This window comes from Pontibacter populi, assembly GCF_040278685.1.
GTDB classification, from domain to species: Bacteria; Bacteroidota; Bacteroidia; order Cytophagales; family Hymenobacteraceae; genus Pontibacter; species Pontibacter populi.
On record NZ_JBEOKT010000009.1, the window covers coordinates 78,534 to 93,839 of the forward strand.

9 protein-coding genes are annotated in these 15,306 nt (G+C 45.7%); 4 read left to right on the forward strand and 5 right to left on the reverse strand.

The window, feature by feature from the left end; translation table 11 throughout:
- Positions 1-38: 38 nt before the first annotated feature.
- The gene (locus tag ABS362_RS11655) at positions 39-2,792 is read right to left on the reverse strand and encodes a DNA gyrase/topoisomerase IV subunit A (protein ID WP_350412653.1); all 2,754 of its coding nucleotides are present in this window, start codon (positions 2,790-2,792) and stop codon (positions 39-41) included.
- Positions 2,785-4,647: a DNA topoisomerase IV subunit B gene (locus ABS362_RS11660; protein WP_350412654.1), complete on the reverse strand. Its 1,863-nt coding sequence runs from the start codon at positions 4,645-4,647 to the stop codon at positions 2,785-2,787. Before ABS362_RS11660 ends, ABS362_RS11655 begins: the two co-directional genes overlap by 8 nt.
- Positions 4,648-4,982: 335 nt before the next feature.
- On the opposite strand from ABS362_RS11660, the gene ABS362_RS11665 reads away from it, so the two are divergent.
- The 3 genes from ABS362_RS11665 (at position 4,983) to fbaA (ending at position 9,039) form a co-directional block, all read left to right on the forward strand.
- Entirely contained in the window at positions 4,983-6,137 is a 1,155-nt protein-coding gene (locus ABS362_RS11665) for an AI-2E family transporter (protein WP_350412655.1), read from the forward strand.
- A gap of 60 nt (positions 6,138-6,197) precedes the next feature.
- On the forward strand, positions 6,198-7,703 hold the full coding sequence (locus ABS362_RS11670; RefSeq protein WP_350412656.1) for an exonuclease domain-containing protein: 1,506 nt from the start codon (positions 6,198-6,200) through the stop codon (positions 7,701-7,703).
- A gap of 265 nt (positions 7,704-7,968) precedes the next feature.
- Entirely contained in the window at positions 7,969-9,039 is a 1,071-nt protein-coding gene (fbaA, locus tag ABS362_RS11675; protein ID WP_350412657.1) for a class II fructose-bisphosphate aldolase, read from the forward strand.
- A gap of 94 nt (positions 9,040-9,133) precedes the next feature.
- Here the strand turns inward: fbaA and ABS362_RS11680 are convergent, their stop codons facing one another.
- From ABS362_RS11680 to ABS362_RS11690, 3 genes are all read right to left on the reverse strand, one after another.
- Entirely contained in the window at positions 9,134-11,533 is a 2,400-nt protein-coding gene (locus ABS362_RS11680; RefSeq protein ID WP_350412658.1) for a glycoside hydrolase family 65 protein, read from the reverse strand.
- A complete protein-coding gene (otsB, locus tag ABS362_RS11685; protein WP_350412659.1) occupies positions 11,526-13,115 on the reverse strand; it encodes a trehalose-phosphatase in 1,590 nt (529 codons plus the stop codon). The genes ABS362_RS11680 and otsB overlap by 8 nt, the downstream gene beginning before the upstream one ends.
- Positions 13,116-13,271: 156 nt before the next feature.
- Complete coding sequence (locus tag ABS362_RS11690) at positions 13,272-13,457, reverse strand: hypothetical protein (RefSeq protein WP_350412660.1); 186 nt, start codon at positions 13,455-13,457, stop codon at positions 13,272-13,274.
- Between the two features lie 194 nt (positions 13,458-13,651).
- Between ABS362_RS11690 and pgi the strand changes: the two genes are divergently transcribed.
- On the forward strand, positions 13,652-15,301 hold the full coding sequence (gene pgi / locus ABS362_RS11695) for a glucose-6-phosphate isomerase (protein ID WP_350412661.1): 1,650 nt from the start codon (positions 13,652-13,654) through the stop codon (positions 15,299-15,301).
- Positions 15,302-15,306: the final 5 nt, after the last annotated feature.

A 15,306-nucleotide genomic window follows, 5' to 3' on the forward strand; every position in this document is an offset into this window, starting at 1 on the left:
GAATTATGAAACAAGAAGACAGCTTAATTGCACAGAGATTAGAACAGATCTAACTGTTTCTTTTCTTTAAGTGCCTTTTTTGTACTATTTTCTTGTATGGTATCTTCTACGTCTACAATCGCTTCAGGTTGGGTACCGCTTGCACGGGCCGCCTCTTCCGCAAGCTCCTTAAGCTCAGATGGTAACGTAACCGGCTCGCGCCTGGCTGCTGCTTTCTTTGCTTTGGGCTTATCCTCTTCGTACTCCACCACTTCCTGCTTCGGAACCGACACATCGAAAATCTTGAAGTAATTTAGTTTGTTACCCATGGCTTTCCAGCCTTTCACATCAATAAACTCACTTAGCAGAATTTTCTCAGCTTCTTTCTCACCACGCAGGCTACGCTTGAATTTGATATCTGCCAAAGGTTCCGGATGCGTTGATACAGCTTCCAGTCTGGAGTTTTTGCTTTCTGAGATAAAAGTGAATTTCTTGCCGACTGTAGAGGTCTCTATTTTGAAACGCTTTACATAGTAGGTTTTATTGTCACCCTCGTAATAAATAGCTGAAACAACCAGTTCCGGATCGAATTTCTGCAGCACCTTGATCTTCTCAACTGAATAATGGTTACTCAGGTCAAATGTGGTCTGCTCGTATGTTCCGTCCTCGTAGATTACCAGGATCGTATCGTCGGTGTTGAAAGAACCAAGGTAACGGCCACGTGCTTCTGTGTTCAGACGACCTATCACTTCATCGTAGAAGATCTCACGACCACCTAACGTAGAATCGCCCAGGCTCTTCTGCACTACTTTCTTGATCGGGTATTTTGTTACAATGTTACCGTTAGAGCCTTTGCCCTTGATCATCAGCTCGGCAAAGTCAAAATCGAATTGCTTGTTGCGTGCTGTAGACTGCGGAGACAACGTAATGCTTACTACTTCTGATTCAGAATTCGGATTGGCTGTCAGGTAGTGTACTTTCGAGCCCTTCTCTCCTTTTGTAAGGTCGTACTCCTTATCGCGGGTAATAGACTTCACAGCAAAGCGTTTTGCAAACGAAATACCGGTCTTCCCATCCACGTAGATCATGTTATACACCATGTGCTCGTCGTTCTTGTTATAAACGCCGGCCATAATGATGTCTTTCCCCACAAAGGTCTTATCAGCAACTCTAGTTACCGTGAACTTACCATCCTTACGGAACACGATGATATCATCCATATCAGAGCAGTCGCACACGAACTCGTCTTTGCGCAAACTGGTACCGATAAAACCATCTTTGGCATTCATGTACAGCTTCTGGTTAGCAATGGCAACTTTCTGTGCAGTAATAACATCAAACGTTTTGATCTGTGTCTTACGCTCGCGTCCCTGGCCATACTTCTTCAGTAAGCCCTCGAAATAAGCGATCGCGTAACGGATCAGGTTGGCAAGGTTATCATCCACCTCAGCCATTTCCTCTTCCAGCTTATTGATGTATTCATCTGCTTTGAAAGAGTCGAACTTGGAAATTCGTTTTATCTTAATTTCCGTCAGGCGAACTATATCTTCTTCTGTCACCTCGCGGCGAAGAAGTTTCTTAAAAGGATCTAAACCTTTATCAATGGCCTGTAGTACTGCTTCCCAGGTCTCGCACTCTTCAATATCGCGATAAATGCGGTTCTCGATAAAGATCTTCTCCAGGGATGAATAGTGCCACTTATCTTCCAGTTCCCCTTTACGGATCTCAAGCTCGCGTTTCAGCAGGTCTACTGTTTTAAAAGTAGAGATACGCAGCAGTTCATCAACGCTCAGGAAATTTGGCTTGTCATCAATGATCACACAGGTATTTGGCGATATAGATACTTCGCAATCCGTGAAAGCGTAAAGCGCATCCATCGTTAAGTCCGGAGAAACACCCGGCGGTAACTGAACCTGTATTTCTACATCGGCAGCCGTGTTATCGATCACCTTTTTGATCTTAATCTTGTTGTTCTCGCTGGCCTTAACTATAGATTCCATCAGGCCGGTAGTTGTAATACCATAGGGCACATCACGGATGATGAGCATGGTCTTATCTACCTTTTCTATAGTTGCACGCACACGCAGCTTACCACCACGCATACCCGAGTTATAGTTGGTCACGTCTACCATACCACCGTTCGGGAAGTCTGGCATCAGCATGGTGCTACGACCTTTCAGCACATCTATCGAAGCCTTGATCAGTTCTTTGAAGTTGTGCGGCATTATCTTCGTAGACAAACCTACGGCAATACCTTCCACGCCTTGCGCTAACAGCAGCGGGAATTTTACAGGCAATGTTACCGGCTCATTCTTACGGCCGTCATAGCTCAGTTGCCAAACAGTTGTCTGCGGGTTAAAAACTACATCCAGCGCAAACTTAGAAAGTCGTGCCTCTATATAACGTGGTGCTGCCGCACTGTCGCCGGTACGTACATCACCCCAGTTACCCTGTGTTTCGATCAGAAGGTCTTTCTGGCCCATATTCACCATGGCATCACCGATAGAAGCGTCACCGTGCGGGTGATACTGCATCGTCTGACCGATCACGTTGGCCACTTTGTTAAAGCGACCATCGTCCATCTCTTTCATGGCGTGCATAATGCGGCGCTGAACCGGCTTCAGTCCGTCTTCAATGGCTGGTACGGCACGCTCCAGAATTACATAAGAAGCATAGTCGAGAAACCAGTTTTCGTATAATCCGGAGACAGGCGTAACGTTATGGATGACTTCTTCTTCGCCATCGGTAAACGCAATTTCCAGCTCTTCTTCCTCGTGGTTGTGCAATTCTTCGTTTATATCGTCGTTATGCATAAATCTCTTCAACTATATCTTTCTCAAACTTCAAATTCTCGATGATGAACTGCTGACGTTCCGGCGTGTTCTTGCCCATGTAGTAGCTCAGCATTTTCTGGATCGTGGTATCCTTCTGCAATATTACCGGCTTCAGCTTAATGTTGTCGCCGATAAACTTGCCAAACTCATCCGGAGAGATCTCTCCCAACCCCTTAAATCGGGTGATCTCAGGGCGTTTACCCAGTTTCTGGATGGCATCCTGCTTCTCAGATTCGTTGTAACAATAGATCGTTTCCTTTTTGTTTCTTACCCTGAAAAGTGGTGTTTCCAAAATAAACACGTGTCCGTTACGAACCAGATCCGGGAAGAACTGCAAGAAGAATGTTAATAGCAGCAAACGAATGTGCATACCATCCACGTCGGCATCAGTAGCAATTACTACGCGGTTGTAGCGTAAGCCTTCCAGGCCTTCTTCAATATTAAGGGCATGCTGAAGCAGGTTAAACTCTTCGTTCTCGTAAACTACTTTCTTTTTCAGGCCATAGCAGTTCAACGGCTTACCACGTAAACTGAAAACCGCTTCTGTATCAACGTTTCTCGATTTTGTGATAGAACCACTTGCCGAGTCACCCTCTGTTATAAAGAGTGTAGAGTTTAGTGCATTCTCGTGCTTGTCTTCGTTAAAGTGCAGGCGGCAGTCACGCAGCTTACGGTTGTGAAGGTTCGCTTTTTTAGCACGCTGGTTCGCCAGTTTTTTAACGCCGGCCATGTCCTTACGCTCACGCTCACTCTGCTCAATTCTTTTCTTCAGCGCCTCAAAGGTTTCACTATTCTTTCTTAAATAGTTATCCAGGTGCTCTTTTATAAAGTCATTGATGTACGCATTCACAGTCGGACCATCAGGCCCCATGTCAATTGATCCCAGCTTTGTTTTGGTCTGCGACTCGAACACCGGCTCCTGCACACGCAGTGAGATAGCACCTATGATAGAAGCACGAATATCAGCGGCATCGTAATCTTTTTTATAAACCTCCCGAATGGTCTTAACTATAGCTGTTCTGAATGCAGCCAGGTGTGTACCACCCATTGTTGTGTACTGACCATTAACGAAACTATAGTACTCCTCACCATAATCGTTGCCATGCGACAGCGCCATTTCAATATCCGGCCCTTTCAGGTGGATGATCGGGTAACGCATGCTCTCTTCATCGGATTTATTACGAAGCAGGTCCAGGAGACCATTTTCAGAATAAAACTTTTTACCGTTGAAGTTTATAGTCAGGCCAGCGTTCAGGTACACATAGTTCCAGATCTGGTTCTCCAGGTATTCCGGGTTAAACTGGTAGTTCTTGAAGATCGTATCATCAGGCGTAAAAACGGTAAGTGTACCGTTGCGCTGAGACGAATCTTGGATCTCTATATCTTCTGTTATAACGCCACGTTCAAACTCAGCAGCTTTCATTTTCCCATCGCGCACCGACTGAATCCGGAAGTAACTGGAAAGAGCATTTACAGCCTTTGTACCAACCCCGTTCAAACCAACTGATTTCTGGAAAGCTTTGCTGTCATACTTACCACCGGTGTTGATCTTGCTAACGCAATCGATAACCTTACCCAGCGGAATACCACGGCCATAATCTCGCACCTGCACCTTGTGGTCTGAAATTTTGATGTCGATCGTTTTACCGTAACCCATCACATGTTCGTCGATGGAGTTGTCGATTACCTCTTTCACCAAAATATAAATACCGTCATCGGCCGAAGAACCGTCTCCCAACTTGCCGATGTACATACCAGGTCTTAACCTGATGTGCTCGCGCGGCTCCAGCGAGCGAATGCTGTCTTCGTTATAATTATGCTCTAACTCTGCCATTCTGTAAGCGTAAGTGTATTTGTTTCGATGGAATTACTCGGAAATATAGGAAATATAAGAGACAAGATGCAATATTAGTTCCTGCAACTGCCGTTCCGCAAATTAACAAAAAATAATTACTAATTTTTTTAGTTTTTAATTTATAGTATAACTAGCTACTGCTTATCCTATAGTATATACAACTATAAAAAAGCGCTTACAGTTCATAAATCTAAATGAATTTAAAGTATTGTTTAAACTAATTTTTTTAGCATAAAAATATTCTAAAATTTGTATATTGGAAGATTACATAAATATTAATTACACTTGAGTTTAATGCCTTTATAACCGGCTGCATGGAAATAAAATTACCTGTTTACTTAAAGTATACCATCATTCTGCTTGGTATCATTCTCCTTATCTGGCTTATGCAAATGTTTAAGTCGTTGTTGGTGCCGCTTTCGTTCGCGATGTTGTTTGCCTTGCTGCTATTGCCATTAGTGCATGATCTCGAGAAAAAAGTAAAAATGCCGAGACCGCTGGCTATACTGCTGAGCATTGTGTTAGTAGTAGCCATACTGGGTATGGTTGTCTGGTTTATTTCGGTGCAGGTGCTTAGCCTTACTTCGGAGCTCGATACGATAGGAGATAATTTTGGAGACCTGGTAGATAAGGTGCAGCTGTTCCTGTTCAATAAGTTCGGAATAGTACCATCCAACAGAAGCGACCTGGTTCGTAATGCTGTGGGCGGCCTGCAGGATATAGCCACTACTTTCCTGGGCAATACTATTTCCATGACTACCGGAGCGCTGGCTGCCTTTACTATAGTTCCGATCTTCGTTTTCTGTTTGCTTTACTACCGCGACCACCTGCAGCAGTTCATGTTCCAGTTTGTGGCTAAAGACCGTCGCAGTGGTGTAATCCATACAGTGACCAACATACAGCAGGTGGTGCAAAGCTACATCTCCGGGTTGATGATCGTGATCGTTATTGTGTCGTTACTTAATGCAGCAGGGTTACTTTTACTAGGCGTGAAGTATGCGATCTTCTTTGGTATTTTTGCTTCTATACTTACCATTATTCCATATATCGGTATACTGATAGGTGCGATGTTACCGGCCTTATTTACGCTGGCTACTACTGGTCACTTGTTTGATGCCGTGCTGGTGGTGCTCGTGTTCATGTTTGTACAGTTCCTGGAGGGTAATTTTATAACGCCATTGGTGGTTGGGTCTAAAGTGAGTATAAACCCGTTTGCAGCTATAGTTGCGTTGCTTGTGGGTGGTGAGATATGGGGAGCGGCCGGCATGATCCTGTCTATACCATTCATTGCCATGCTGAAAGTAATTTTTGACGCTTATGAACCACTCAGGCCTTTTGGCTACCTGCTGGCTGATATTGACGATGTGGCCCCTAAAAAACACGCGAAAGTCACCAATTGGTTCATGGAGATATGGAACGGACTAGGGCGTGGCAAACACAGGGATGATGACCGGAACAATGCCGCTTAGGCAACTATAGTTACAGCCAGTGCTAACCAGATTTGCAGACTTTATTGTTAAAAACACAATTTGAAACGGATTACTAAAAATATTGGTTTAAGAGGAGAGTTGCCGGCACCCGCCGATACGACAAACGAAACAGACCTAAATCCGAGTCATTTGTACGCTATAATTGACATTGAGACTACAGGCGGACAGCCTGCGCAGGACAAGATCACAGAGATCGCAATTTTTATACATGACGGGCAGAAGATCGTGGACAAATACAACACGCTTATAAACCCGCAGCGGCCTATCCCCTATTTTATAACCCAGCTTACCGGCATTTCTGACGAGATGGTGCAGGATGCGCCTAAGTTTTACGAAGTGGCCAAAGAGATCGTGGAGTTTACCGAGGGTAAAGTATTTGTAGCCCATAACGTCCGCTTCGACTACTCATTTATCAAGAAAGAATTTGCTGACCTGGGTTATACGTTCCAGCGCAAAACGCTTTGTACCGTGCGCCTGAGCCGTGCTTTAATTCCGGGCCTGCCATCCTATAGTTTAGGTAAGCTCTGCAAAAGTATTGATATCGATTTGAAGCAGCGCCACCGCGCCATTGGAGATGCAGAAGCTACAGCCGTGCTTTTCGATAAACTGATCAAGATCAACCGCCCGGTGGTGGATGGCAACATGCACATGGCGGCCGAAAATACCTCGCAGTTGCTGAAACAGGAGATCAAAACGTCGTTGCTGCCTCCCAACATCAGTAAAGAACAGGTTGATAATCTGCCGATGGTGCCAGGGGTGTATTATTTCCATAACGAAGCCGGTGAGGTGATCTATGTGGGTAAAAGCATCAACATAAAAAAGCGCATCATCCAGCACTTTAACATCGACTATAAGAGCCGAAAATCGCTTGATTTCAAAAACAACATAGCCGACATCACTTGTGAGCTGATGGGCAATGAACTGGTGGCGTTATTGTTTGAGTCGGCGGAGATTAAGCGCATGAAACCGTTCTATAACCGGCAGCAGCGCCGAAGCGTGTTCAATACCGGCATATTTGTATACGAAGACGAGAAAGGCTACAAGCGGCTGACGTATGGCAGCATAAACAAAGCGGACAATGTGAGCATGACGCCACTTATTGCGCTATCGAACCACTACAAGGCTAAAGGCTTCCTGTATCATAAAGTAAGCAAGTTTAACCTGTGCCAGAAACTATGCGACCTGTACAAGACCAGCGGCGCCTGTTTCGATTACCAGGTGCACCAGTGCAATGGCGCCTGTGTTGGCAAAGAAAAGCCCGAGACCTATAACGTGCGCGTAAATGCAGCTATAGATTCCATAACTTACGAACACAACAGTTTTGTAATTATAAGCAAAGGCCGCGAGCCCGGTGAGAAAACTATAGTTGTAGTAGAACACGGCACTTACCTGGGTTTTGGTTTTGTGGATGAGACCTTCTCCGCAAGTTCACTCGAAGATTTTAAAGGCGCCATTACCCGCTACAACGATAACAAAGATATCCAGCAGATCATCCGCAATCATATGCGCAGCAAGCACAAGGATAAGGTTATAGTCTTTGAATAGTCTTTAAAGTTAGAAGGTTGGGAAGTTTGAAAGTTAAATAAAAGCTGTCTTGCGTTTTATCTGACTTCAATTTATAACCTTGCTGCGCGCTTTTTGATTTGAATAGCAATAAGCCATTCCCCATCTAACGCCCAAACTGCTCCACTTAACTTTCTAACTTATCCCTTTCTAACTTCTAAACTTCTTTGTTTCTTGTCTTTTATTTTCTTATTCTCGTTGCTAATTGACTTAGTAGTAAGAAATACCCTTAAAATAATTAAAATTCATGGAAAAAAGATTCAGACCAGGTGTTTTGTTCGGCGACGAAGTGAACGAATTGTTCCGTTATGCCAACGAAAATAAGTTTGCCCTTCCGGCTGTTAACGTTATCGGCACAAATTCTGTAAACGCGGTACTGGAAACAGCAAAGGCAGTAAACTCACCGGTTATTATACAGTTCTCGCATGGCGGCGCGCAGTTCTTTGCCGGAAAAGGCTTAGATAACGAAAACCAGAAGGCCGCTGTTGCCGGTGCCGTTTCTGGAGCGCAACACGTGCACCTGATGGCCGAAGCCTATGGCGTACCAGTAATCTTACACACCGACCACGCTGCAAAAAAATTACTTCCCTGGATAGACGGTTTACTGGATGCCGGCGAAAAGTTTTATGCACAGAATGGCAAGCCGCTTTATAGTTCGCACATGCTAGATCTATCTGAAGAAGAGATAAAAGAGAACATTGAGACCTGCGCCAGCTACCTGAAACGTATGGATAGAATGGGCATGACCGTTGAGATAGAATTAGGTGTGACAGGCGGCGAAGAAGACGGTGTAGACAATACAGGCGTAGACAGCTCACGTTTATACACTCAGCCAGAAGAAGTGGCTTTTGCTTACGAGGAACTGAAAAAGATCAGCACGCGCTTTACTATAGCTGCTGCTTTTGGTAACGTGCATGGTGTTTACAAGCCTGGTAACGTAGAACTTCGCCCGGAGATCCTGAAAAACTCGCAGGACCACATACAGCAGAAATATGGCACAGGTCCTAACCCGGTAAACTTTGTATTTCATGGTGGCTCAGGTTCTGAGAAAGCTAAGATCACAGAGGCATTAGGCTACGGAGCTATCAAAATGAACATAGACACGGACATGCAGTGGGCATTCTGGGATGGCGTTAAAAACTACTACGAGGGTAAAAGAGATTACCTGCAGGCACAGCTTGGCAACCCTGAAGGTGCAGACTCTCCTAACAAAAAATACTACGACCCAAGAGTTTGGCTGCGTAAAGGCGAAGAGAACTTTATTGCCCGTTTAAAAGAGGCTTTCGAAGATCTGAACTGTATGAACAGAAACGCTTAGAAACTATAGTTTATAGTTATAGTAAATAAAAAAGGTGAAGCTGAGGCTTCACCTTTTTTATTTCCCAGGCAATCCGGAAACTTTAAGCTATAGTTTATCTCCTGATATCAAATTTCCTTTTTTCACCTGTCTGCAACGTATAAACCTCCTTCCGGTAACCGATCCTGGTCTCCTTCGAAAAACTTTTAGCAAGCCGTACCGTCATAATATCGCTCGTAATATGCAGTGATATCCAGTGGTCACGGAAACGTACCTGCAACTTAAGGCACTGCAATTCTTCGGGTAATACCGGGTTTAGCCAAAGCACTCCATCCCGGATTTCGATACCTGTAAAAGCCCGCTGCATCAGGTCCACGGTTCCGGCCATAGCTCCCAGGTGAATGCCTTCCGCTGTTGTTCCACCCTGTATATCTTCCAGGTCACTTAACAAAGCAACTTCAAAATTATCCCAGGCTTTTTTGCGATCAGAGCGGGCCAGTACCCAGGAATGTACGATCTTGCTTAGCGTTGATCCATGCGAGGTGCGTTCTTCATAATAGGCAATGTTCTCCGGAATACTCTCCGGTTTAAAGGCATAGCCCAGTCGCTCAAAGATCTGGACCAGTCCCTCGGATGAGAAAAGGTAAAACAACATCAAAACATCGGCTTGCTTGCTGGCTTTATAGTTGTTCACGTTCTCACCTTCACTTTCCAGGATGCGATCCAACCGGATAGCTTTTCCATATTTGTTCCGGTAAGTTCCCCAATCAAATTCCTTTAGGGTATCATATCCCTCAAACTGCTCCATTATGTTCGTACCGCTTATAAACGGCACATACATGCGTTCACTTATCTTACGCCATCTTGTAAGGTCATCTTCCGAGATGTGTAGCTTCTGCAGCAACTCGTGCAGCCTTTGCTCATTCACTAAGCCAAAAAGGTCGAGAGCACACTGTATCGTCCAGGCTGCCATTACGTTGGTGTAAGCATTGTTATTCAAACCGATCTCTTTTGAGTCCGGATAGCCGGTATGGTACTCGTCCGGGCCAACTATATTATTTATCTCGTAGCGGTTGGTTGTGTTGTTGTAAGTGGCAATAGTAGACCAGAACTGTGCAATATCCAGGATCATCTCTGCACCATAAAAGCTCAGAAATTTCTTGTCGTTGGTTACCAGGTAAAACTGCCACACATTGTAGGCAATGGCTGAACTGATATGTCGTTGAAGAAAGGTATGATCAGGCAACCAGCGGCCGGACTTCGGATTGAGGTGAATAAGCTGACTTTCTTCGCGGCCGTTGCTGCCACTTTGCCACGGAAACATAGCTCCCTTGTAGCCTGCTGCTTTTGCTGCAAAACGAGCCTCAGGTAACCTTCTATACCGATACATAAGCAGCTCCCTGGTTATTTCAGGCAACCGCAGGTTCAGGAATGGAAAAATAAACAGCTCATCCCAGAAAATATGCCCACGGTATGCTTCGCCGTGCCAGCCACGGGCAGGTACACCCACATCCAGGTCCGGGGTGTGAGGCGATACTGTCTGCAGTAAATGGAAAATGTGTAGCCGAAGAACGGGCTGCGCTTTGTTATTACCTATAAGTTCCAGATCGCATCTATCCCATAGGCGTTTCCAGTACAACGTGTGCTCTTGCAGCAAAACATCAAAATCCTGTACTCGGGATATGTTGGTTTTAGCATCAGATAATGGTTCCGAAATAGCCCAATCGCGGGAAGTGTAAAGAAGTACAAGCTTTTCGAGTTTCAGAGCTTGCCCCTGCGTTACTTCTGCCTGCATCTGCTGTGCTACATAACTGTTCTTGGCTTGTAATTTCCTGCTAATACCTCCTTTAGTACCGGCAACTATACGGGTTCTGGCTACCTGCGCCATCCTGGTTTTGGACTGCACAGTTTGCACCACCAGGTACATGCAATCATCTTCAAAATGCCCCTGGTCAATGTGCTCCAGGTGCTGACTTGCAAGAGCCCTGTAACGGGCAACTCCGCTGTTTGTAACCTGTCCGTCTAATGCTGTCAGAAGCTCTATAGAACCAGACCAGTTAAGCGGAGTCAGTTGCCACCCGATTGCGGCCAGGTGAGGATTGGCCATGCTTACAAAACGGGTTGTTTTCAATTCAGACTCACGGCCTTGGGCATCACGGAAGTGCATTTCCCGGAGCAGCGTACCTTCATGCAGGTTCAGTTCCTGTCGAAAACGCAGTACCTCTACTTGTTTGATATGGAACCACTCCTCACCTACTTGCCGGAAAGTGATTGGTAGCCAGTTAGGCCAGTTTACAAGGTCTTCATTCTCGATCTTTTCACTGGCAATTTCTGAAGTAAGGCGGTTGTAGCCTCCTGCCAGGTAAGTGCCCGGATAAAAAAGATCAGGTTCAGCGGTGGTTTCCTCAAACGCGCCGCGTGTCGCAAAATAACCGTTACCCAGCGTGCACAGCGACTCCCGCAACATCTGTTCGGCAGGTACCCATTGGTCGTATTCTATGCTCCAGTCATGCATCGCGGCGGCTATTTACCACATCAGTCAGTTTCTGCAGAAAAATTCTTACTTCATCCACATCCTTCAAACTATAGCTGGCCGCAGTTTTATCATCATGGGCGCCTACCAGTATTCCTGTTCCTGTTCCCTGCAGCGAGGCAAACGCATCTTCATCTGTAATATCATCCCCGATATAGATAGGTAAAATATCGGATCTGTTCAGGTGCAGGGTATCCATCAGCCAGAGTACGGCCTTGCCTTTATGCCAGTTCAGGTTTGGTTTTAGTTCATAAATTTTCTTGCCCAGCCCTTTCTTTAACTGTGGGAAAAGTATTAAGACATCTTCTACAGCCTGGTCAACTATAGCTACCTGTTCGTCGGCAACGTTTCTGAAATGCACTGCAATGGCATACCGCTTCCGCTCAACTATAGAACCTTCCACATCCTTCAGTTTCTCTTTCAGGATCACATCTGCTTCATCCAGCGCAGGCAATGCTTCGGCAGCTCCGCCCGGCTCTATATGCATTCCATCAGGACCTGAAATATCGAACCCATGAGAACCGGCATAAAACAGATTCTCCAGGTTAACAAGCTGTGCAACATTCCGGCGATCGCGACCACTAACTATGGCTACCGTACAAACTCTTGACAGATGCTCTAAAACCTCACGCATTTCAGGACTTAGTACAGCCATTTCGGGTTGTTTAACGATAGGTGTCAGGCAGCCATCATAATCCAGGAAAACTGCAGGTGTTTTACTGTCCAGTAGCTTGTTAATGTGTGGCAGGATAGATGGAAGTTCGGAGGCTTCCCGTTTCTGTAGTTTTGTTCCAGATGGGTTTGTCATAGTTTCTTTATCAGTAGGAAAATTACGGATGACCAGGTCAGCTCCGTGTTGCTTTAATGCGTTGCCATCGTTTGTACGGTCAACGCCAACTATAAGTGCGAAATTACCGGCTCGACCTGCCTCTACACCCGCCAGCGCATCTTCAAAAACAGCTGCTTCATCTGGCTGCACGTCCAGTTGCCGGGCCGCCTCCATAAAAATATCCGGTGCGGGCTTGCCTTTTAATCCGAGCTCAACAGCAACTATACCATCTACCACCGCATCAAATAAGCCCTTTACTCCTGCCGAAGCCAGAATGGTTTTACTGTTTTTACTCGCCGATATGATAGCGGTACGCATTCCTTTCGCACGCTGTTGTGTCAGCCAGGCAATTGTATCCGGGTAAGCTTCAGCGCCTATAGTTGTAAGTAGTTCCTTGAAATAGATGTTCTTTAGATTTCCCAAACCGGCTATCGTTTCTTTTCCGGGTTCGTCTGTGGGTTCTCCTTCGGGTAAAACTATAGTCCGGGATGCCAGGAAATTTCTAACACCATCGTAACGTGGTATGCCATCAATATATTTCCGGTAGTCTGTTGCTATAGTTAGCGGGTAGTATGTTTTGTTTTCCCGTTTTCCGCGCTGCTGCAGGTAAGCATCAAACATGCGTTTCCAGGCCTGTGCATGTAGTCTGGCAGTTTGCGTTACCACACCGTCCATGTCCAGTATCAGTGCTTTTATGTGCTTTTGTCGGAGCGCAGTATCCAGGTTATCTTCCATGGCCATTTATACCACTATCAGGTACTAAAAGATAAACCAGAAACTATAGTTTTCAGCTAAACATAAAAAATAATCGCTAGCAATCGTTCAGCAATTTTACTTTTAGCAACTATAGTTCTGCTTCAAATTCATTCCAAAAATATACTACGCTATAGTTTAAGGAATACCTTCAGTGCGCTCATGTGCCGGAATATCAGGGCCTTGCTCTGGCCTTGTGTTGCGGTGTGCACCACCTATGCCATAGGCTTTGGGTTGAGGTGGCAGGCGCTTGCCATCATCTTCGCGTAAAGTTTGCTTTTTCCCTGGGTTGCCTGCCTGATCTTTTTTATCGTCTTCTTTCATAGCTTTTTGTTTACTTGTTCTTAGTTTTATGCCTGAGCACCAGCTGTCGTACCTATTATCATACGATACTTTACACCTTCGGTAAACTATACAGCTTTGTTCAGCAGGTTAAACCTGATCTTTATTCGTAACTAATACTATAAAAACAGAGTAGTTGAGCCAAGTGTTTAACTGCTCAGACACATCTCTTTTATATGCTTAAAAATACAGCGCCTACTACCACCGCTGCCTGGCAGAAACTGCAGGCACACTATAACCTTGTGCAACCACAAACGCTGCGCGACCTGTTTGCCAACGATCCGGAACGATACCAGAAATTGTCGCTGCAGTTCGAGGATTTTTTGTTTGATCTATCAAAGAACCGGATAACCCCCGAGACTCTGGACCTGCTGGTAAACCTGGCCGAAGAAATGGAACTGCCGGCTGCTATAGAAAGCATGTTCCGGGGCGAGAAGATAAACGTGACCGAAGACCGTGCCGTGCTGCACACTGCCCTGCGCAACTTTACCGATGCCGAACTGCTGCTGGATGGTGCAGATATCCTGAAAGATGTGCGCGATGTGCAGCAACAGATGAAAACCTTCTGCGACAACATCCACAACGGCACCCTGAAAGGCTATACCGGCAAAACGTTCAAGCATATTGTTAATATCGGTATTGGCGGCTCGCACCTAGGTCCGCAAATGGTTTGCGAAGCTCTGAAAAGCTACCAGCAACCCAACATGGAAGTGCATTTCATATCGAATGTAGATGGTACCGATGCAGCCGAAGTATTGAAGAAACTGGACCCTGAAACCACGCTTTTCATCATTGCCTCTAAAACATTTACCACCAAAGAAACTATAAGCAACGCTCACACAGCACGCAACTGGTTCCTGGAGCAGGCAAAAGACCAGGCGCATGTTAGCAAGCACTTTGTGGCCTTATCTACCAACACCGCAGAGGTTGAGAAATTTGGGATTGCACCTGAAAACATCTTCCGTTTCTGGGATTGGGTCGGGGGTCGTTTCTCCCTTTGGTCTGCTATCGGTCTGTCTATTGCCTGTGCCGTTGGCTACAACCGTTTCGAAGAACTGCTGCGTGGCGCCGAGGCCATGGACAAACATTTCAGACAAGCTCCTTTGCGACAGAACGTGCCAGTGTTAATGGCCATGCTCAGCATCTGGTATACCAACTTCTTTAACTGCCAGACGCACGCCATCCTGCCTTACGACCAGTACATGCGCTTGTTGCCGGAGTTTCTGCAGCAGCTTTTAATGGAAAGCAATGGTAAAAGCACAGACCGTAACGGAAAGCCAGTAACCTACCAGACGCAACCTGTAATCTGGGGGGCAGCAGGTACCAACAGCCAGCATTCTTTCTTCCAGCTTATTCACCAGGGCACCATTCTTATCCCTTGTGATTTTATAGCAGCTGCGGTTAGCAATAACCCAATTGGCGAACACCAGGCCTTGCTCATGTCGAACTACTTTGCCCAGACAGAGGCACTGATGAAAGGAAAGAACCAGGACGAAGTAAGAACAGAACTTGAGCAGAAAAACATGACTGCGGAAGACCTGGAAAACCTGTTGCCGCATAAACTTTTTGAGGGTAACAAACCAACTACATCCATCATGCTTCGCCAGCTAACGCCTTACAACTTAGGTGCTTTACTGGCTGTGTACGAGCATAAAACGTTTGTGCAGGGCATTATCTGGAACATCTATAGTTTCGATCAGTGGGGTGTGGAACTGGGCAAGCAACTGGCCACCAGCATCGAGAAAGAACTGCTAAGCGATAAGCAGGCTGAACACGACGCATCTACAACAAATCTGATACAATACTACAAACAGCACAGCAACTAAACCAG

Coding starts and splice junctions, on each gene's coding strand:
- ABS362_RS11655 (WP_350412653.1), bottom strand. CDS start 2,792: ATGCATAACGACGATATAAACGAAGAATTGCACAACCACGAGGAAGAA.
- ABS362_RS11660 (WP_350412654.1), bottom strand. CDS start 4,647: ATGGCAGAGTTAGAGCATAATTATAACGAAGACAGCATTCGCTCGCTG.
- ABS362_RS11665 (WP_350412655.1), top strand. CDS start 4,983: ATGGAAATAAAATTACCTGTTTACTTAAAGTATACCATCATTCTGCTT.
- fbaA (WP_350412657.1), top strand. CDS start 7,969: ATGGAAAAAAGATTCAGACCAGGTGTTTTGTTCGGCGACGAAGTGAAC.
- ABS362_RS11680 (WP_350412658.1), bottom strand. CDS start 11,533: ATGCATGACTGGAGCATAGAATACGACCAATGGGTACCTGCCGAACAG.
- otsB (WP_350412659.1), bottom strand. CDS start 13,115: ATGGAAGATAACCTGGATACTGCGCTCCGACAAAAGCACATAAAAGCA.
- ABS362_RS11690 (WP_350412660.1), bottom strand. CDS start 13,457: ATGAAAGAAGACGATAAAAAAGATCAGGCAGGCAACCCAGGGAAAAAG.
- pgi (WP_350412661.1), top strand. CDS start 13,652: ATGCTTAAAAATACAGCGCCTACTACCACCGCTGCCTGGCAGAAACTG.